Below are 18691 nucleotides of genomic sequence, written 5' to 3'. Positions count from 1 at the left end.
TTGTTTTCGCGCCGTCTCAGTCCGATCCCGAGAAGACTGGACGGTCAGTTACTCTAATGATAAGAGTTACTAGGAGGCAAGTACTTTTATGAAGTCAAAGGGCTTTGAGGGAATGGTGTGCTCGATCGCCGGCGTATTGGCGGCGATCGGCGATCGATGGGCCGTGCTGATTTTGCGCGACCTCTCATTCGGTCTGAGCAAGTATGAGGATTTGCGCCGCTCGACCGGAGTGACCAACGCAACGCTGTCCGACCGGCTCAAGCACCTCGAAGAAAACGCGTTGATTGAGCGCCGCCGCTATCAGGTGAACCCCGAGCGCTACGAATACATTCTGACTCGAAAGGGCAGGGACACGATCCTGCTGACGCAGGCGCTGGTTCAGGTGGGGGACAAGTGGGGTGTCTCCGGGAGGGTCGGGCCGCCGCTCAAGTTTACCAATCGAAAGACCGGCGGGGCCGTGAAGCTTGCGATGGTTGATCAGGACACAGGCGAAACCGTTCAACTGAACGACTTGCAGCCGCAACCGGGTCCTGGCGCGGACGATCTCGTCCGGTGGCGCCTGACCTATCTGCGCAGCTAAGCAGGTGCCTTTTCGAGTCAGGGCCGCTGAATGGAATCGCCCAGTTTGGACGGTGATGGATCGTGCATTCGTAGCTGGATAAAATCTGTGCACTGCCAAATGCGAGCATAAAAAATATGCATATCATCATCTTTGTATGCAATTGCCTTGCAGCGCAATTGGCGCGGCTTCCTCCGCTCTTCCTATAATCCAGCGCGGATTCAATAGTTTAGCGGTGTTTTAAGACCTTCTTAAGATCTGGCATGAAGCTTGCGAAGTCGTCTCCAGCGAAGTCTCAACGCGTTGGAGAACATCATGAAGCGTCGCGATTTTCTGAAGACGGTCACTGGAGCGGCGGCAGGTGCGGCGATACCGGGGCCGGCGATCTGGTCCGCTGCCAAGGCGGACGCACGATCTGAAACGCTGCTGATCGTTTCCGAAAGCGGGCCCAACAATCTGGATATCCACGGTGTCGGCACGAACGTGCCTGGATACGAAGTGTCCTGGAATTGCTACGACCGCCTCATCAGCCACGAAATGAAAACCGGCGCCAACGGCGTTCCGTACTATGACCGGGACAAGTTCAAGCCTGAACTGGCCGAGGACATGAATGTCGGCGACATGTCGGTTACATTCAAACTGAAGAAAAAGGCGACGTTTCACGACGGCACGCCGGTGACGGCGAAGGATGTGAAATGGTCGCTCGACCGTGCCGTTAGCGTTGGCGGTTTCCCGACTTTCCAGATGAGCGCGGGCTCGCTCACCAAGCCTGAGCAATTCGTCATCGTCGACGACAACACGGTACGCGTGGATTTCGCCAAGAAGGATCGCCTGACAATCCCCGATCTCGCTGTGATCGTCCCCTGCATCGTGAATTCGGAGTTGGTGAAGAAAAGCGCGACGGAGAAAGATCCTTGGGGTCTCGAATACACCAAGCAGAATACCGCGGGCTCCGGCGCTTATCAGGTAAAAAGCTGGACCGCCGGCACCGAAGTGGTGATGGAGCGCAATGAAAACTGGGTCGGCGGCCCGATGCCGAAGATCAAGCGCGTTATCTGGCGCATGGTTCCGCAGGCCGGCAACAGACGCGCACTGCTGGAGCGCGGCGATGCCGATATCTCGTACGATCTGCCCAACAAGGATTTTGTTGAACTGAAAGATTCCGGCAAGCTCAACATTGTTTCGACGCCATACTCCAATGGCGTCCAGTACATCGGCATGAACGTCACGCAGCCGCCATTCGACAATCCGAAAGTGCGTCAGGCCGTCGCTTATGCGCTGCCTTACCAGAAAATCATGGATGCAGTGCTGTTTGGTCTCGCCAAGCCGATGTTCGGTGGCTCCGGCGGCACCGAGGTGGCATGGCCGCAGCCGCACAAGTTCAACACCGACATCGCAAAGGCTAAAGCTCTCCTCGCGGAGGCTGGTTACCCGAATGGCTTTGAGACCACGCTGTCGTTCGATCTTGGTTTTGCCGGTGTTAACGAGCCGCTTTGCATTCTGGTTCAGGAAAGTCTCGGCCAGATCGGCATCAAGACCACCATCAACAAGATTCCGGGCGCCAACTGGCGCACCGAACTGAACAAGAAGGTGCTACCGCTCTACACCAATGTGTTTTCCGGCTGGCTCGATTATCCCGAGTACTTCTTCATCTGGTGCTACAGCGGGAAGAATTCGATCTTCAATACGATGAGTTACAAGTCGCCGGAGATGGACAAGTACATCAATGGCGCAGTCGATGCCGCCGCGATCGGCGACACGCCCACCTACGACAAGGACGTAAGGGGCTTCGTCGATCTCGCCTACGCGGACATTCCGCGCATTCCGCTGTATCAGCCCTACGTCAATGTCGCGATGCAGAAGAATATCTCTGGTTATCAGTATTGGTTCCACCGCCGTCTCGATTATCGCGCACTTGTAAAAGCGTAACGGTCAGGGGTGGGGGCTTCCATGCTCGGTATGATTGGAAAAAGGCTGGCATTTGCGATCCCGAGCCTCATCGGGGTCGTGATTGTCACGTTTCTTCTGACTCGCGCATTGCCGGGAGATCCGGCGGCTTACTTCGCGGGACCTGCTGCAACCAAAGAAGCCATCGAGCAGATTCGTAAAAAGCTGGGCCTCGACAAGCCGCTGATCGAGCAGTTCGTGCGCTACACCGTCGATTTGTCGAAGGGTGACTTCGGTAATTCGCTGACGACCGGTCAGCCGGTTGCGACGGAAATCCGCAATCGATTGCCGGCATCCGCCGAATTGACGCTGACCGGGCTTTTGATTGCTGTTTCGATCGCGATTCCGCTGGGTATTCTGGCTGCGACGCGGCCAGGCTCCTGGATCGACCATCTTTGTCGTGTTCTGACAACCGCCGGTGTATCGCTGCCGGTGTTCTTTACCGGGCTGGTGTTGGTCTACGTCTTCTATTTCAAGCTTGGCTGGTCGCCGGCGCCGCTCGGGCGTCTGGACGTGTTCGCAAGCGCTCCGCCTGCCGTCACCGGATTTTACCTGATCGACAGCTTGCTCGCGCAAAACATTGAGACGTTCCGTTCGGCGCTGAGCCAGTTGATCCTGCCGGCGGCAACGCTTGCGATTTTCTCGCTGGCGCCGATTGCGCGTATGACCCGCGCCTCGATGCTGGCGGTTCTGGCTTCTGACTTTGTCCGTACCGCACGTGCAAGCGGATTGTCGCCGTCCAAGGTCATCGTCACCTATGCGTTCCGCAACGCGATGTTGCCGGTCATTACAACGCTGAGCATGGTTTTCTCGTTTCTGCTCGGCGCGAATGTGCTGGTTGAGAAAGTGTTCGCGTGGCCTGGCATCGGCTCCTATGCCGTCGAAGCGCTGATCTCGTCCGATTTCGCGCCGGTGCAGGGATTCGTGCTGACGATGGCGGTGATGTACGTCCTGCTCAATCTGGTTATCGACATTCTCTATGGCGTCATCGATCCGCGTGTGAGGTTGGAAGGATGAGCACTGTCGCACCCGTTGCCGAAATTGCATCAACAGCGCAGGCCTCAGGTTTTAAGGCAACGCTCCAGCACGCGCGATACATTCTGGGTGAGAACCTCGTCACGGCGTTCGCCTTCGGACTTCTTGTTCTGATTGTCTTTGCGGCGGTGTTCGGTCCCTCGATCGTGCCTTACGATCCGCTGGCCAGCAATACGGCCCAGGCGTTGAAACCGCCCTCGGCGGCACACTGGTTCGGCACCGACCAACTTGGGCGCGACATCCTGAGCCGGGTAATTGTTGCGACCCGGCTCGACTTCTTCATTGCAGCCGCCTCGGTCGTGCTGGTGTTCTTTATGGGTGGCATTGCCGGCATTGCTGCGGGTTACTTCGGCGGCTGGACCGACCGCATTGTCGGACGCATCGCGGACACGATTATGGCGTTTCCGTTGTTCGTGCTGGCGATGGGTATCGTCGCCGCGCTCGGCAACACTGTACAAAATATCATTATTGCCACCGCCATCGTGAATTTCCCGCTCTATGTTCGTGTGGCGCGTGCTGAGGCTAATGTTCGGCGCGATGCCGGTTTCGTGCAGGCCGCCAGATTGTCGGGCAACAGCGAGTACCGCATTCTGTTGGGGCATATCCTGCCCAACATCATGCCGATCATGATCGTGCAGATGTCGCTGACCATGGGCTACGCGATCCTTAATGCGGCGGGCCTTTCGTTCATTGGTCTTGGTGTCCGTCCGCCGACGGCGGAGTGGGGAATTATGGTCGCGGAAGGGGCGACCTTCATGGTCTCGGGAGAATGGTGGATCGCCTTCTTCCCCGGGCTGGCGTTGATGATCGCGGTGTTTTGCTTCAATCTGCTCGGCGACGGGCTCCGCGACATCGTCGATCCGCAGCGGAGGACATGACGGATGACCGCGATGCCGTTGCTCGACGTCAACAATCTCACCGTGGAGTTCGCGACCCGACGCGGAATTGTCCGTGCCATCCAGCAGGTCAATGTCACCGTCGCCAAGGGCGAGACGTTGGGTATCGTCGGTGAGTCCGGCTCGGGAAAGTCGGTGACGTCCTACGCCGTGATGCGCATTCTTGATCGCGCGGGAAAGATTGCGGACGGCTCCATCATGTTTTCCGGAATCGACGTCAAGAACGCATCCGAGACGGAAATGCGCGATCTGCGTGGTCGCGAAATGTCGATGATTTTCCAGAATCCGCGTGCTGCACTCAATCCGATCCGGAAGGTCGGCGATCAGATCGAAGACGTGCTGCGTCAGCATGTGCAGTCGACGTCCAATGACCGCGGAGAGAAGGCGATTGAGGCACTGGAGCAGGTGAAAATCGCACGCCCCCGAGAGCGCTATCATGCCTATCCATTTGAGCTGTCTGGCGGCATGTGTCAGCGCGTCGTCATCGCACTTGCATTGGCATGCAATCCTCAGCTTCTGATCGCTGACGAGCCGACCACAGGCCTTGATGTTACCACCCAGAAGGCGGTGATGGACCTGATCGTGGAATTGACGAAGAGCCGGGGCATGTCCACCATTCTGATCACGCACGATCTGGGGCTTGCGGCGGCCTATTGCGACCGCGTGGTGGTGATGGAAAGGGGCAACGTGGTCGAGACCGCGTTGTCGAAGGACATTTTCGCCAATCCGGAGCATCCCTATACACGTAAACTGATGCGAGCGACGCCAAGGCTGGGTGTTTCTTTGCGGGATTTGCTTTCCGACGAAGAAAGGGCGGCTTTGCCGGCGACGGCAGATGCTGCGTCTGCGGGGGAGGCAGACACAACGCCGCTGCTGGTTGTTGAGAAACTCGTCAAGGAGTATCCGCGTCAGGGTGTGTCGAAGACATTGTCTTCACTGTTTGGCCGCAAACCGCCGGTCGAACCGGAGCAGTTCCGGGCCGTGGATGGCATCAGCTTTTCGGTCAGTCGCGGTGAAAGCGTCGGTCTTGTTGGGGAATCCGGTTGCGGGAAATCCACCACGTCGATGATGGTGATGCGGTTGCTTGGGCAGACATCAGGACGAATTGTGTTCGATGGTGAAGACATCGGTGGAATTCTCCCTAACGCCTTTGCGCGACTGCCGCTACGTAAGCGGATTCAGATGGTGTTTCAGGACCCAACCGACAGCCTCAATCCGCGGTTCACGGCAGCGCGGGCCATTGCCGATCCAATCATGCAACTGGGGGACATCAAGGGCGCAGCCGCTTTACGCGCGCGCTGCGAGGAATTGGCACGCCAGGTGGGCTTACCGCTGTCGCTTCTGGATCGGTTTCCACACCAGATGTCTGGTGGCCAGAAGGCGCGTGTCGGAATTGCGCGGGCCATTGCACTGAAGCCGGACCTCATTATTCTGGATGAACCCACAGCGGCGCTCGATGTATCGGTGCAGGCGGTGGTGTTGAACCTGCTGCAGGATCTCAAGCAGTCGATGGGCATGAGTTATCTGTTCGTGTCTCACGATTTAAACGTGGTCCGGCTCTTGTGTGATCGCGTCATCGTGATGCGAAGCGGACGAATTGTCGAGCAGGGCGCGACCGATACGGTGCTCGACGCACCGCAGGACGTCTATACACGCGAGCTGTTGTCGGCAATCCCGCATCCGCCTCTTCCTGTACATTGAAAATCGCGGAAACATGCATGTCACCGAGTGATTTATTGGATGCCTACATGGATGCCGCTGCAACGCTCCTTGGTTTGCCGATCGACGCTGCATGGAAACCTGTTGTCCGCGCGAACCTGGATGTCTCGCTGAAGATGGCGCACATAGTTCAGGAGTTTCCGCTGCCCGATGAAATCGAGCCAGCGAGCATTTATGAAGCCTGACGCTGCTTTGATCGCTGACATGGACTGGGCATCGGCATCGGAGATTGCCGAGGCCGTTTCCTCCCGTAGAATATCGGCGATAGAAGTCATCAATGGGGCGCTGTCACGCATTGCGGCGCGTGACGCGAAGCTGAATTCGTTCACCGATGTGGTTGCCGCCCGCGCGCGTGCCACGGCGAGCAAGATCGACCAAGCGATTGCAGATGGAGGCCAGGTTGGACCGCTTGCGGGCGTACCGTTTGCGGTGAAGAATCTTTTCGATATTGAAGGTCTTCCGACTCGCGCTGGATCGAAGATCAATCGTGATCGTGCCCCCTCGAGCCGCGATGCGGCATTGATCGAGCGCCTGGAGGCCGCAGGCGCGGTTCTGGTTGGCGCACTAAATATGGGCGAGTACGCCTACGACTTCACCGGAGAGAATGTCCACGATGGTCCTTCACGGAATCCGCATGATCTGGCGCGGATATCTGGGGGCTCGTCAGGTGGCTCTGGTAGCGCCGTTGGGGGCGGACTTGTGCCGCTGGCGCTTGGCTCCGATACCAATGGATCAATTCGCGTGCCCTCGTCATTCTGCGGTATCTTCGGCCTGAAACCGACCTACGGCAGGCTGTCGCGTGCGCGGTCGTTTCCGTTTGTTGCAAGCTTCGATCATCTGGGGCCATTTGCGCGAACAACCCGGGATCTGGCGCTTGCTTACGATGTGATGCAGGGGCCGGATCCCGACGACGCGGCGTGCGTGGAACGCCCGGTAGAACCTGTGACGCCGCTGCTATCGCAGGGGATCGGCGATTTTCGCGTTGCCGTTGCGGGAGGTTATTTCAAAACGTCCCTTACGCCCGAGGCACGGGAGGCAATGGCGCGGGTCGCAAAGGCCTTGTCCGTTACAGGGGAAATTGAAATTCCGGAAGCCGCGCGAGCACGCGCTGCAGCCTACGTCATTACGACGAGTGAGGGCGCATCGTTGCATCTTGACCGGCTGAGGAGCCGCCCGCAGGATTTCGATCCTGCGGTGAGAGACCGGCTCCTCGCCGGGGCAATGATACCGTCGGTATACGTGGACCGGGCACAGAAATTTCGCCGTTGGTACCGGGCGAAAGTCATGGAACTATTCAAGACTGTCGATGTGATTCTGGCGCCGTCGACACCTTGCGTCGCGCCCAAGATCGGTCAGACAACCTTCGTCCTGGATGGAGTCGAGATGCTGGCTCGGCCGAATATCGGAATTCACACACAACCTATTTCGTTTATCGGTCTGCCGGTGGTAGCGGTACCGCTTCCGCTTGAGCCGATGCCGATCGGCGTTCAGATCATTGCTGCCCCGTGGCGAGAGGATGTCGCCCTGCGCGTGGCCTATGCTCTGGAGCAGGCTGGTGTCGTGCAGACGTCACGCCCCGGGGAATTTTGAGGATGGCGACTGAGGTCAATTTGCCAGATGTCGTCGCCGAAGTGACAGAAGCTTTCGCACGTTACGAGAAAGCGCTGACCTCCAACGATGTCGCAATGCTCGATTCTTTGTTCCGGAAGGACACCAGTACCATTCGTTACGGTATCGGTGAGAACCTTTATGGTTCTGCGGCGATTGCGGCGTTTCGCGCGGCGCGAAACCCGGCGGGGCTGATGCGCGAGCTGTCAAAAACCGTCATCACAACCTATGGCCGCGACACTGCGGTCGCTTCAACGCTATTCCATCGCACGTCTGCACCGGGCAAGGTCGGGAGGCAGATGCAGACATGGGTGCGTTTCGCAGAAGGCTGGCGGATTGTCGCCGCCCATGTGAGTGTGATCGATGCGCCGGATGAGAAGTCATGATCTTTGAGGCGGAAATGCCGCAAGGTTCGAGTGGTGACGCGCCGGGAGTTGGCGAGCCGAACTCGCCTTTTACACGCGGAGCGGCAACCGCAGGAAAGCGCACTCTTGCCGAGGAGTTGCGGTTGCAACTGGCCGACGATATCGTGCGGGGTGCGCTGGAGCCTGGATCCGCGCTCGACGAATCCGAGATCGCGAGACGTTTCAATGTTTCGCGGACACCTGTTCGCGAGGCACTGCGGCAGTTGGTGGCCAGCGGTCTTGTCAATTCACGCGCTCACCGCGGTGCGGTGGTGGCGAGACCGACCATCGAACAGCTCAACAGCATGTTCGAGGCGATGGCTGAACTAGAAGCATTGTGCGCCGGGCTTGCCGCCGAGCGGATGCCGATTACGCAGCGTAATGAACTGGAAGCGCTGCATGAGCGGCTGCGGCTTTTGAGTTACGATGGGAATCCGCAGTTGTTCCATGAAGCGAACGAGGCATTTCACAATGCAATCTATGCTGGCTCCCAGAATGGGTATGTCGCCGAGATGACCTTGGCGACGCGTGTTCGGGTTCAGCCGTTCAGGCGGGCGCAGTTCCGTAATCTTGGCCGCCTTGCGAAATCCTATGTCGAGCACGACCGGGTCGTTGTCGCTATCATACGCGGCGACAAGGCGGGGGCCGCGAACGCGATGCGCGATCACATTGAGACTGTTCGTGAGGAATACGAAGTTTACGCGGTATCGCTGTAGAATTTGAAATCCGCGCGTCGCGGCAGTCTACTTTTTGGTCCCGCCCCCCGTCAGTCCGCCGAACATCTTGAACATGTCTCCGATCTGTTCGGGATTGAACGACATCCAGTTGCGAAGGATCGCGTCGGGCGACATGCTGCCAACGCTGGCAAGCAGCTTTTCCTCGACCTCCTTCATGGCTTTTTCCTGCATCGGCTGAATATTCGGAAGTCCAAGGAATTCGCGGGCTTCCTGCGGCGTGCAGTCGATATTGACCGTGATTTTCATCAATCTATCCCCCGGCAGGTGACCACGTCATTTGGATCGCGGCCTTGCGCGTAATCTACACGCGAAGATATCGAAATGGAAATTGACCGCGCCGTTACACGTGAACTGCGCTGCGGACGCGGCCGGCGTTTCCGAAAACTCTCAAGTAACGGGCAATCTCGGATGGATTTCCGGTCGCCTTTTCCGGGTTATCCGAAAGCTTCACCGCTGGCTTTCCGTTAACAGCTGTCACCTTGCAGACAAGTGAGATCGGATCGAGATCGGCGGTGCCGTCCGGCGCACAACCGACAAAGTCGTTGGTGAGATTTGTGCCCCACCCGAAACTGGTCCTGACGCGTCCGGCAAAGTATCGATGTGTTTCCTCAATCGATCCGACATCCATCCCGTCCGAGAAGATGAGAAGCTTCTCTTTCGGGTCGCGCCCTTTTTCCTTCCACCATTTGATGATCTCCTCGCCCGCTGCGATGGGTGGGGCACTGTCGGGACGAAAGCCGGTCCAGTCTGCCACCCAGTCCGGAGCGTCGCGTAGAAAGGCTTTCGTGCCAAAGGCATCGGGCAGGGCGATGAGAAGGTTTCCGTCGTAGGTATGGCGCCATTGATCGAGGATCAGATAGGGCGCCCAGCGCAGTTCGTCGTCATCTTTCGCTAGAGCCGCCGCGACCATCGGCAGTTCGTGCGCATTTGTACCGATGGCTTCGAGGTCATTGTCCATCGCCAGCAGCACGTTGGATGTTCCGGTGAACGCTGGTCCCAGTCCTTCCTTGACGGCTTCGACGCACCAGCGCTGCCAGAGGAAACCATGCCGCCGCCGCGTTCCGAAGTCCGACAGCCGCAGGCCATCCAGTTTGCGCAGACGCTCGACCTTGGTCCAGAGTTTCGCCTTGGCGCGCGCGTAAAGCACATCGAGAACGAAGCGCCCCTGGCCCTTCATGGCTTGCCGCGAGCGTAATTCATTGATGATGGCGAGCGCGGGAATCTCCCACATCGTGGTGTGCGTCCACGGTCCATGGAAGTGCAGTTCGTACTGGCCGTCGACCGTATGGAGTTCATATTCAGGCAGCTGGAATGTCGCCAGCCAACTGATGAAACCCGGCGAGAACATCTGCGTCTTGCCGTAGAAGGTATTACCTGCAAGCCAGATCAGCTCTTTCTTGGTAAAGCGCACCGTGCGGGCGTGATCCAGTTGAGCGCGAAGTTCGCCCTCGTCGATCACTTCACCGAGCCGGACGTGGTGGGTGCGATTGATGACCGAAAACGTCACATGCTCGTCCGGGTAGAATTCCCGGATCATCTGGAGCATCAGCAGCTTGTAGAAGTCGGTATCGAGCAGACTGCGGACGATCGGGTCGAGCCGCCAGCCGTGATTGTAGGTTCGCGAAGCGATATCTGTAATGGCCATGCCGGGATCATATCCGGCTCCCTCGCGGGCAGCCAGCCACTGGGTGCTATTTTATGGTTTGCCTCCACGGCGAACCCGGCTAATCGCCGTGGCCACGTCGGTCCAGGGCGCCTTGTCTGGGGCGAACTGTTGCCTGAGGTATGAAACCAGCTCCATCACCTGTTGGTCATTGAGGCTGTTTTTGAATGCCGGCATGTAGCCGAGATCGCTGGATACCGGCTGGTCGATGCCATGGAGAATGATCTGAATGAGGTTATCGGGCGCGTCGCTGTGCAGGTTGGTGTTCAGGGCCAGCGATGGTCTGCTGCCGAACAGAACCGGGCCGCCAACTTGATGGCACACAGCGCAGGCGCCGTCATAGATTCGTGAGCCTGTCGCGGACGCCGAAGCCGCTTTCACGCTTGTTGCCGTTTCCAGCCGATTTGCCAAGGCATCCTGAGCCGACGGAGAAATTGTCGTGTTGTTGAAGGAGGCGAGATAGACCGCCATGGCGCGGATGTCGGTGTCCGGCACGGACGCAAGATCTCTTACGATGGGCGCCATCGGTCCGGCGGCGACACCATGGAAACGGGATATCCCTGTTCGCAGATAAGCGAAGAATTCGTCTTCGCTCCAGGGAATCGGCGCATGAGACAGGTTGGTTAGCGGTGGTGCTTCCCAGCCTTCCGCAACCCCGCCGGCCAGGTAGGCTTTGGCATTTCTCTCCGCGCCCAAGGCGTTGCGCGGCGTGTGGCAAGCGCCGCAGTGACCCAGGCTTTCGACCAGATAGGCTCCGCGATTCCACACAGGCGAGCGGGTAGGGTCGGGCGCGAAGACGTCCGGCTTATGAAACAGTGCATTCCAACCTGCCAGCAGAGGGCGGAGATTGAAGGGAAACGCCAGCGTGCTTTCCCGATTGACGGCCCGGACCGGCGCCTGTGCCATCAGGTAGGCGTAGAGCGCCTGCAAGTCGGCATCGGTTGCTCTGGCGAAGTGATTATAGGGAAACGCGGGATAGAGCTGTCGGCCATCGCGGTGAATGCCCTCGCGCATTGATCGTTCGAAGGCTGGATAGGACCATGCGCCGATTCCAGTTTCGGTGTCGGGAGTGATGTTGGTGCTATAGATGATGCCGAATGGTGTTTCGAGCGCGCGTCCACCGGCATTGACGACACCATTGGCCTCCGTGTGGCACACCGCGCAATTGCCGAGCGCGGCGAGTTGCTGGCCCCGGGCAATGGTCGCCGCCGAATAGGTCGATTTATCCGGCGGTGCAATTGGCGCAATTGATCGCCACGGCAGCGCCGCTGCAGCGACGCTGAGAACCGCGGCACATGTTGCGAGGATGCCTGCAGCCACATTACGCCGTTTGCGGAACGGATCGCTGTGAGTTTGGGTTGGCTGTTCCTGCGGTTTAGACGTTGGTCTTGGCAACGCGGCTGGTATCGGCTCTTGGGCGCGCAGCCCGGCGAGGATGCGCTCCGGGGTAAACGGCGGCTCGCGAAACCGCACCCCGGTTGCGTCGAAGATGGCGTTGGCTATGGCTGCCGCGCTGGGGACAGAAGCGGATTCACCGACGCCAAGCGGCGGCTGATCTTGGCGTGGCAGCATCAGCACATCGATCTTGGGTACATCTGGAAACTTGATGATCGGGTAGGTGCCCCATTCCCGGCTGGCCACCGCAGTCCGATCAAACGAAACTTCCTCCATCAGCGCCCGGCTGGTCGACTGGATGACGTTGCCGTGGATCTGGTGGCGCACGCCATCCGGGTTGATCATCAGCCCGGAATCTTGCCCCGCAACCACGCGCGTCACACTCACGTCACCGGTTGACTTGTTGACCGCCACGTCCGCGATCCAGGCCGACCACGCCGCACCATAGCCGGGGAATTTGCTGTGGACGTAAAGCGCGTAAGCGAAGCCGCGTCCGCGGACAACATCGCCTTCGGCTTTCGGTTCTTGCCAGACCGTGCGGGGAGTCCACCCGGCGCGCTCAGCTACAGCGTTGACAAGATCGACGGCGCGGGGGTCCTTCAGATAGCGCAATCGATATTCAATGGGATCGACGCCGGCCTCGGTCGCGAGTTCATCGATGTAGGACTCGTGTGCGAATGTATTCGGCAGCGCCGATACGCCACGAAACCAGGATGCTCGCACGATCGGCGGCATATCATGCGCGACCACGCGGATTGCGTCGTAGTCATAGGGCGGAATCGCGGTCCGATCGCCCATCTCGAACACTGCCGGCACCGGAGGAACAGTTCCGGTCAGTAGCAGCGCCAGGGTCGGCGCGCCGTTCGAAGGGTACCGCGTTGTGAAGTCGTAGGCGGCGACACTGCCGTCGGCGTGCAGTCCGCCGTTGACCTCCATCAGTTGCGCTGTGCCTTTCGGCTCCCACGCGTGTTCCTGCTCGCGTGTCAGTTGCACGCGAACCGGGCGGCCCACTGCACGCGATAGCAGTACAGCATCGGCGGACACGTCGTCAGCGCAGTTGCGGCCATAGCAACCCGCAGCCTCCATGCGGATCACATCAATTTGGGATTCCGGCAGTGCAAGAAGCAGTGCAAGGTCGGTGCGCAGAATGTGCGGATTTTGCGTGCCGGACCAGACCCGCACGACGCCGTCCTGTATGTCGGCAACCGAGCAGGATGGTCCAATCGAACCATGCATCTGATACGGCCAAACATAGGTTCGTTTGAGCGGCTTGTCCGCGGACGCGATGGCAGCATCGACATCGCCCTTATCGACTAACGTGCGCGGCGCGCTTGGATTGGCGCGGAGCGTGGTTTCAATATCTTGGAGATTTGGCAGCGTGGGCGTCGGCTTCCAGGTGACTTTTAGCTGGGTAGCTGCCTTGATCGCATTTTCTTCACGCTCGGCGACGATCCCGATGAAGTCGCCGATCTGCACCACCGATACAATTCCCGGGATATCGCGAACCGACGATTCATCAACGGCTATCAGGCTGGTGCCGACAAAATTTCCCGCATCGACCCCGGCATACGGCGGGCGGACCACTCGGCCATGCAGCATGCCCGGGACCCGCACGTCATGTACATAAACCAGCTCACCTGTCGCTTTGGCAGGAAGGTCGACGCGCGGTGTCGACTGCCCGACGATCTTGTAGGCATCGACTGATTTGACCGGGACGTCGTCGGCGAGTTCGAGTCGGAAGCTTTCGCCGGCGATAAGTTCGCCGTAACTGATGCTGCGGTTGTCGTGGCCGCGGATCAGACCATCCTCCACCGACAAATCGTGGACCGGCAGATCGAGCTTCTCTGCGGCGCGCGCCAGCAGAAAGTGGCGGGCCTGCGCAGCAGCCTTGCGCAACGGCACGGCCGTGATCTGGATGGTCTCGCTCGCGATAGTCGCGCCCTGGTTAGGCACAACTGACGTATCACCCAATATAACGACCACGCGCGCGAACGAGACGTCGAGCTCTTCCGCGACGATTTGACCGAGGGCGGTACGGATGCCGGTCCCAAGGTCGACGTGGCCATTGAATGCGGTAACAGTCCCTTCTGCGGTTACCTTAATGAAAGTCTCGAAAGCTGCTTCATTGCTGCCCGAAGAAGCCGGGCGCACGACGGACAGCGTTCCCGAGAGTGAGGGGTGACGGTCCATCGGGGATTCCACCGCCATTATTGTTGTTCCTCGACAGCACGACCGGCTGCGCGCATCACAGCGCGCAGGATTTCGATGTGTGCACCACATCGGCACAGGTTGTATTGCAATGTATTCAGCACTTCGGATTCGGAGGGATGCGGATTCTGCATAAGCAGAGCCTTCGTCGCCATAATCATGCCGTTGAGACAGTAGCCGCACTGCGCGGCCTGTTCCTCGATAAACGCCTTCTGTACCGGATCAGGATTATCTCGCGAACCAAGACCCTCGAGTGTGAGGATGTCTCGCTGCGCACATCCGCTGACGGGAATGACGCAAGAGCGTGCCGCCACCCCATCAATGATAACCGTACACGCGCCGCATTCCCCAAGCCCGCAGCCGAATTTCGGTCCGTTCAGTTCGAGGTCGTTACGCAGCACGTAGAGAAGGGCAGTGTCCGGCGCCGCCTCGATATCTCGAACGCTCCCGTTGACGTTCAGGCGGATCGTTGTTTGCATCATGCTCATCGTCACGGTCCGGTCTGTTGCGCTGCAAACTCCGGCAACGCGTGCCACAACGATACCGTTTGTATACAAACGTGCAAGCCAAGTGAGGGAACAGAAAATGCCGCTGTCTCGTGGGTATGATGCATTGCACGATTTGTGAACACCAACGGTAGGCAATTGAGTTTTTATTCGGCAGTCCGGGATTTCGCACGCGGCGGCGCTTGACAGGTTTCTGGTCTGCGCGCACCATCGTTCGTATACGAACAAAATGCCGGATGTGGACGGACGGAATTTTATCCTCGCGGCGTCAGCGCCGCTCGTCAGTTCAGTTTGGCTCGGACTCGAGTTTGGTCATGCTGACTGAAACAAACCCCGTCACTACCGGCAGTTCGGACAAGATCCGCTGCGATGCATGTCCGGTGATGTGCTACATCAAGCCGGGCGCTGCAGGGGCGTGTGATCGGTATGCCAACAACAATGGCGAACTTGTTCGTGTCGATCCGCATGTGGTGCTGGAACGCACGGTGTCCCATGGCGGGCGGCTTGTTCCGTTTCAGGCCGGTGGCGATTGGGATGGCAAGATCGTTCACGAGCCGGGTGTCTTTGTGACGGCGATCGGCGCTGGCACAACCTATCCGGACTACAAGCCCGCGCCGTTTATTGTTTCTTCCGAGGTCGATGGCGTCGATATGGTCACGGTGGTGACCGAGGGAATCTTCAGCTATTGCGGCGTCAAGGTGAAGATCGACACCGACCGTTATCTCGGCCCTGAAACCGCGACAGTGCGTGTACAGGGCGAGGCGGTGGGGCATGTCACGACCGGCGAGTACGGTTCGCAGATGCTGTCGCTCGGCGGTGTTCACCACCTGACGGGCGGTTCCAAGAAGGAAGGCCGGGTTACCTGTGACGCGCTGATGGATTTGTCCAACGGCAAGCCTGTCGAGATGACGATCGACGGTGGTGCAACTGTAGTGGTGCAAGCCGGCTACCCGCCAATCGTCAATGGCGTTCCGGAAGAGCGGATGAGGGTTGGCTGCGGTTCGGCGACCATCGGGATGTTCGCGAAGCAGTGGCACGGCAAGGTCGATGAAGTTGTCGTGGTGGACGATCACATCACCGGCGTGCTGTCGGAACATCAGGCTGGCAAGTTGCTCGATATTCCCGAGACCGGGATCAAACTGAAGGGGCGGCGCTCGACGCCCGGACGCTATTTTCAGGTCGCTGAACCCGGTATTGGCTGGGGCGGTACGAATATTTCCGATCCCTTGTCGGTACTCGGTCCGTTTGATCCCAAGACCGCACGACCCGGTCTGCGGATAATGATGGTGAGTACGACCGGCGAGCATGCTGCGTATTTCGAGCTCGATGAGGCGCTGAAGCCGGTCGAGAAGGAAATGCCTGCCGATCTCAAGCTGTCCGTCGAGCGGATTCAGGAGAATTGTGAGCCCGCGCTGTGCACCGTGCTGTTCATGGGCGGCGCTGGCGGCTCGCTCCGGGCGGGTGTGACGGACAACCCGGTCCGGCTGACACGGTCGGTCAAGGACGCGTTGACGTCGGTGACCTGTGGCGGCGCGCCGGTCTATGTTTGGCCAGGTGGGGGCATCACATTCATGGTTGATGTGACGCTGATGCCGGAAGGAGCCTTCGGCTATGTGCCGACACCCGCGCTGGTCGCGCCGATCGAGTTCACCCTGCGATTGTCGGACTACGCAGCACTCGGTGGTCACATGGATCATGTGCGGCCATTGGCGTCATTGAAGAACAATACGGAAGTCCGCCAGTTGCCGAAACAACTTTCCGAGCCGAGATCGCGCAAATGAAACGCCTCCCACAAATCGGATGGCTCGCGGACCGTAGGCGGATTCACCTGCATGACGGCCCGATCGATCTGATTGTGGAGGCGCGTGGAACTGCGGCGAACGTCAGTGCCGCGTACCAGGCTGCCCTAGACCGTTTCACCGGTCTTCTTGACGAACTCTGTGGCGAATTATCGGAACTGCGTAAGCAGGCACAGCCTCCAGCCAGTTTGCTGAGGGGAGATGTCGCGCGCCGGATGTATGATGCGGTTGCTCCATTCGCGGCCGATCATTTTGTTACGCCGATGGCCGCCGTCGCCGGCGCCGTCGCTGAGGAAATTCTCGGGGCGATGTTGAAGGCCGCTGATCTCGATCGTGCTTATGTCAACAACGGCGGTGACATTGCGCTGCATCTCGGCAATGGCCAGCATTTCACGATTGGCCTCGTTGACCGCCCTGACAAACCAAATTTGATCGGGAAAACTCGGATTGCAGCGGATGATAAGATGCGCGGCATCGCGACCAGTGGATGGCGTGGCCGCAGCTTTTCGCTCGGGATAGCCGACGCAGTGACGGTTCTGGCGCAAACAGCCGCGCAGGCCGATGCTGCGGCAACCATTATAGCCAATGCGGTTGATTTGCCGGAACATCCCGCCATCGTCCGGTGTCCGGCAAACGAAATTCAGCCCGATAGCGATCTCGGTGCTCGTTTGGTCACTCGCGAGGTCGATGAACTTTCATTGAACGACATTGCGGCAGCGTTGGATTTTGGGGCCGATACCGCCTTTTTACTCTTGGAAGCCGGATTGATCGATGGCGCGGCGTTGCATCTGCAAGGCGAAACACGCGTTGTTGCACTGAAGAATATTGATGGTGTTGCGCGGCGACCTCCGCCGTATGTAGCCGCCCGAACCGGAACTGAAAGTTTGCCGTATGTCTGAGGTCGTGATCCGTAAGCGCGCCACCGTGATTGAGGAGATTTTCCACGAAGGCGGGAAGCCGGCGGCGCAGCCGTTACGCCGTGGGGCTATCCTGTGTGTGATCCGCAATCCGTTCGCCGGACGTTATGTCGAGGATATCGCAGGATTCATGGATGATTTGACGCCGCTCGGTGTTGCAATGGCGAGTTCCTTGCTCAAGGCGCTTGGCGGAGACCCGAACGCGATACAAGGCTATGGCAAAGGTGCGGTTGTTGGTGCGTTGGGTGAACTCGAGCATGGCGCATTGTGGCATGTGCCCGGCGGCTACGCGATGCGCGAGATTCTTGGCGAGGCCAAGGCCATTGTACCGTCTGCCAAGAAGGTTGGCGGTCCGGGTGCGCGGCTCGATGTTCCGGTGACGCATATCAGCGCGTCTTATGTACGCTCGCATTTCGACGCCATGGAGGTCGGCATTCCGGACGCGCCCCGCGCGGGCGAATTACTTCTCGCGCTTGTCATGACCACGGGCTCGCGCATTCACGCCAGGGTCGGCGGTCTCAAGGCAAATGAGATCAAGGGAGAGGATGGGCTACGATGAGCGCCGTCATTCGCAAGATCGTCACGGTGGTCGAGGAGACGCTGATGGAGGGCGGGCGCGATGTCTCGCCGCCGACCCGTCGCGCTGCCGCTGTCGCAGTCATCGACAATCCGTTTGCTGGCAGGTTTGTCGATGACCTGTCGCCATTGATCTCAATTGGCGAGGAACTTGGCGAACTGCTCGCCTTAAAGGCGGTTGCAGCGCTCGGTATCGAAGGTGGCAAAGCGCAAAGCTACGGCAAGGCGGCGGCCGTCGGCGAGAATGGCGAACTGGAGCACGCGGCAGCGATTTTGCATCCGAAGATGGGAGCGCCGGTGCGCAAGGTATTAGGCAAGGGGGCTGCGCTGATTCCATCCTCCAAAAAGCGCGGCGGATTGGGAACAGTGCTCGACATTCCCCTTGGCCACAAGGATGCGGCGTTCGTGCGGAGTCATTTCGACGGGATGGAAGTGCAGATCAATGATGCACCCCGGGCGAACGAAATCATGGTGGCAGTTGCCGTGACCGACAGTGGGCGGCCGTTGCCACGAGTCGGCGGTCTGACCATTGGAGAGGTCAAGGGCGAGGACGGATTGCGCTAGCGGTCTGTTTGCGCTTGATGCGAAAGAAAGGCCGAACCGCTCCACCGGGATAAGGAGCGGACGGGAAGTGAACGGGACGCGGGTCCTGGCAACAATGGAGGTTGGGATGCAACGAAGAAAACGTCTTTTCGGCAGTCTGTCCGGGTTCGGGCTTGCCG

The 18691-nt window shown here is 59.0% G+C and carries 17 protein-coding genes; 13 read left to right on the top strand and 4 right to left on the bottom strand.

The genetic code is table 11. The annotated features are described in order from the left end of the window. Positions 1-88: 88 nt before the first annotated feature. From I554_RS0101060 to I554_RS0101020, 9 genes are all read left to right on the top strand, one after another. Positions 89-580 (top strand): helix-turn-helix domain-containing protein, encoded by a 492-nt coding sequence (locus I554_RS0101060; RefSeq protein WP_024573692.1) that lies wholly within the window; start codon positions 89-91, stop codon positions 578-580. A gap of 294 nt (positions 581-874) precedes the next feature. Further along, positions 875-2488, top strand: coding sequence for an ABC transporter substrate-binding protein (locus I554_RS0101055; RefSeq protein WP_024573693.1), 1614 nt, complete (start codon positions 875-877; stop codon positions 2486-2488). A 21-nt stretch (positions 2489-2509) separates the two neighbouring features. Beyond that, complete coding sequence (locus I554_RS0101050) at positions 2510-3523, top strand: ABC transporter permease (RefSeq protein ID WP_024573694.1); 1014 nt, start codon at positions 2510-2512, stop codon at positions 3521-3523. Then, on the top strand, positions 3520-4419 hold the full coding sequence (locus tag I554_RS0101045; protein ID WP_024573695.1) for an ABC transporter permease: 900 nt from the start codon (positions 3520-3522) through the stop codon (positions 4417-4419). Before I554_RS0101050 ends, I554_RS0101045 begins: the two co-directional genes overlap by 4 nt. A 3-nt stretch (positions 4420-4422) precedes the next feature. Beyond that, a complete protein-coding gene (locus I554_RS0101040; RefSeq protein ID WP_024573696.1) occupies positions 4423-6138 on the top strand; it encodes an ABC transporter ATP-binding protein in 1716 nt (571 codons plus the stop codon). A gap of 17 nt (positions 6139-6155) precedes the next feature. After that, a complete protein-coding gene (locus I554_RS0101035) occupies positions 6156-6341 on the top strand; it encodes a DUF4089 domain-containing protein (protein WP_024573697.1) in 186 nt (61 codons plus the stop codon). Further along, positions 6331-7746, top strand: coding sequence for an AtzE family amidohydrolase (locus I554_RS0101030; protein ID WP_034461589.1), 1416 nt, complete (start codon positions 6331-6333; stop codon positions 7744-7746). The genes I554_RS0101035 and I554_RS0101030 overlap by 11 nt, the downstream gene beginning before the upstream one ends. A gap of 2 nt (positions 7747-7748) precedes the next feature. Then, on the top strand, positions 7749-8150 hold the full coding sequence (gene hpxZ, locus I554_RS0101025; RefSeq protein ID WP_024573699.1) for an oxalurate catabolism protein HpxZ: 402 nt from the start codon (positions 7749-7751) through the stop codon (positions 8148-8150). Beyond that, on the top strand, positions 8147-8884 hold the full coding sequence (locus tag I554_RS0101020) for a GntR family transcriptional regulator (RefSeq protein ID WP_024573700.1): 738 nt from the start codon (positions 8147-8149) through the stop codon (positions 8882-8884). The genes hpxZ and I554_RS0101020 overlap by 4 nt, the downstream gene beginning before the upstream one ends. A gap of 27 nt (positions 8885-8911) precedes the next feature. Here the strand turns inward: I554_RS0101020 and I554_RS0101015 are convergent, their stop codons facing one another. The 4 genes from I554_RS0101015 to I554_RS0101000 all read right to left on the bottom strand — a co-directional run bounded on the left by I554_RS0101015 (position 8912) and on the right by I554_RS0101000 (position 14653). Further along, on the bottom strand, positions 8912-9151 hold the full coding sequence (locus tag I554_RS0101015) for a DUF6489 family protein (protein ID WP_024573701.1): 240 nt from the start codon (positions 9149-9151) through the stop codon (positions 8912-8914). Positions 9152-9245: 94 nt separating this feature from the next. Next, positions 9246-10550: a nicotinate phosphoribosyltransferase gene (gene pncB / locus I554_RS0101010; RefSeq protein WP_024573702.1), complete on the bottom strand. Its 1305-nt coding sequence runs from the start codon at positions 10548-10550 to the stop codon at positions 9246-9248. A gap of 51 nt (positions 10551-10601) precedes the next feature. Then, entirely contained in the window at positions 10602-14171 is a 3570-nt protein-coding gene (locus tag I554_RS0101005; protein ID WP_024573703.1) for a molybdopterin cofactor-binding domain-containing protein, read from the bottom strand. Next, the gene (locus tag I554_RS0101000; RefSeq protein WP_024573704.1) at positions 14171-14653 is read right to left on the bottom strand and encodes a (2Fe-2S)-binding protein; all 483 of its coding nucleotides are present in this window, start codon (positions 14651-14653) and stop codon (positions 14171-14173) included. The genes I554_RS0101005 and I554_RS0101000 overlap by 1 nt, the downstream gene beginning before the upstream one ends. A 338-nt stretch (positions 14654-14991) precedes the next feature. Here I554_RS0101000 and I554_RS0100995 point away from each other — a divergent pair, with 338 nt between their 5' ends. Genes I554_RS0100995 through I554_RS0100980 form a run of 4 tightly spaced genes read left to right on the top strand, consistent with a single transcriptional unit; the run spans position 14992 to position 18533 of the window. Beyond that, the gene (locus I554_RS0100995) at positions 14992-16458 is read left to right on the top strand and encodes a hypothetical protein (RefSeq protein WP_024573705.1); all 1467 of its coding nucleotides are present in this window, start codon (positions 14992-14994) and stop codon (positions 16456-16458) included. Further along, positions 16455-17375, top strand: coding sequence for a UPF0280 family protein (locus I554_RS0100990; RefSeq protein WP_024573706.1), 921 nt, complete (start codon positions 16455-16457; stop codon positions 17373-17375). The genes I554_RS0100995 and I554_RS0100990 overlap by 4 nt, the downstream gene beginning before the upstream one ends. Then, on the top strand, positions 17368-17952 hold the full coding sequence (locus I554_RS0100985; RefSeq protein ID WP_024573707.1) for an amino acid synthesis family protein: 585 nt from the start codon (positions 17368-17370) through the stop codon (positions 17950-17952). The genes I554_RS0100990 and I554_RS0100985 overlap by 8 nt, the downstream gene beginning before the upstream one ends. Further along, a complete protein-coding gene (locus I554_RS0100980; protein ID WP_024573708.1) occupies positions 17949-18533 on the top strand; it encodes an amino acid synthesis family protein in 585 nt (194 codons plus the stop codon). Before I554_RS0100985 ends, I554_RS0100980 begins: the two co-directional genes overlap by 4 nt. Positions 18534-18691 lie beyond the last annotated feature (158 nt).

Source organism: Afipia sp. OHSU_II-C1 (assembly GCF_000497575.1).
Classification (GTDB): Bacteria; Pseudomonadota; Alphaproteobacteria; order Rhizobiales; family Xanthobacteraceae; genus Afipia.
The sequence above is the reverse complement of the archived record's forward strand: the minus strand, read 5'-3'. Positions and strand labels throughout refer to the sequence as shown.

Coding starts and splice junctions, on each gene's coding strand:
- I554_RS0101060 (WP_024573692.1), top strand. CDS start 89: ATGAAGTCAAAGGGCTTTGAGGGAATGGTGTGCTCGATCGCCGGCGTA.
- I554_RS0101055 (WP_024573693.1), top strand. CDS start 875: ATGAAGCGTCGCGATTTTCTGAAGACGGTCACTGGAGCGGCGGCAGGT.
- I554_RS0101050 (WP_024573694.1), top strand. CDS start 2,510: ATGCTCGGTATGATTGGAAAAAGGCTGGCATTTGCGATCCCGAGCCTC.
- I554_RS0101045 (WP_024573695.1), top strand. CDS start 3,520: ATGAGCACTGTCGCACCCGTTGCCGAAATTGCATCAACAGCGCAGGCC.
- I554_RS0101040 (WP_024573696.1), top strand. CDS start 4,423: ATGACCGCGATGCCGTTGCTCGACGTCAACAATCTCACCGTGGAGTTC.
- I554_RS0101035 (WP_024573697.1), top strand. CDS start 6,156: ATGTCACCGAGTGATTTATTGGATGCCTACATGGATGCCGCTGCAACG.
- I554_RS0101030 (WP_034461589.1), top strand. CDS start 6,331: ATGAAGCCTGACGCTGCTTTGATCGCTGACATGGACTGGGCATCGGCA.
- hpxZ (WP_024573699.1), top strand. CDS start 7,749: ATGGCGACTGAGGTCAATTTGCCAGATGTCGTCGCCGAAGTGACAGAA.
- I554_RS0101020 (WP_024573700.1), top strand. CDS start 8,147: ATGATCTTTGAGGCGGAAATGCCGCAAGGTTCGAGTGGTGACGCGCCG.
- I554_RS0101015 (WP_024573701.1), bottom strand. CDS start 9,151: ATGAAAATCACGGTCAATATCGACTGCACGCCGCAGGAAGCCCGCGAA.
- pncB (WP_024573702.1), bottom strand. CDS start 10,550: ATGGCCATTACAGATATCGCTTCGCGAACCTACAATCACGGCTGGCGG.
- I554_RS0101005 (WP_024573703.1), bottom strand. CDS start 14,171: ATGGCGGTGGAATCCCCGATGGACCGTCACCCCTCACTCTCGGGAACG.
- I554_RS0101000 (WP_024573704.1), bottom strand. CDS start 14,653: ATGATGCAAACAACGATCCGCCTGAACGTCAACGGGAGCGTTCGAGAT.
- I554_RS0100995 (WP_024573705.1), top strand. CDS start 14,992: ATGCTGACTGAAACAAACCCCGTCACTACCGGCAGTTCGGACAAGATC.
- I554_RS0100990 (WP_024573706.1), top strand. CDS start 16,455: ATGAAACGCCTCCCACAAATCGGATGGCTCGCGGACCGTAGGCGGATT.
- I554_RS0100985 (WP_024573707.1), top strand. CDS start 17,368: ATGTCTGAGGTCGTGATCCGTAAGCGCGCCACCGTGATTGAGGAGATT.
- I554_RS0100980 (WP_024573708.1), top strand. CDS start 17,949: ATGAGCGCCGTCATTCGCAAGATCGTCACGGTGGTCGAGGAGACGCTG.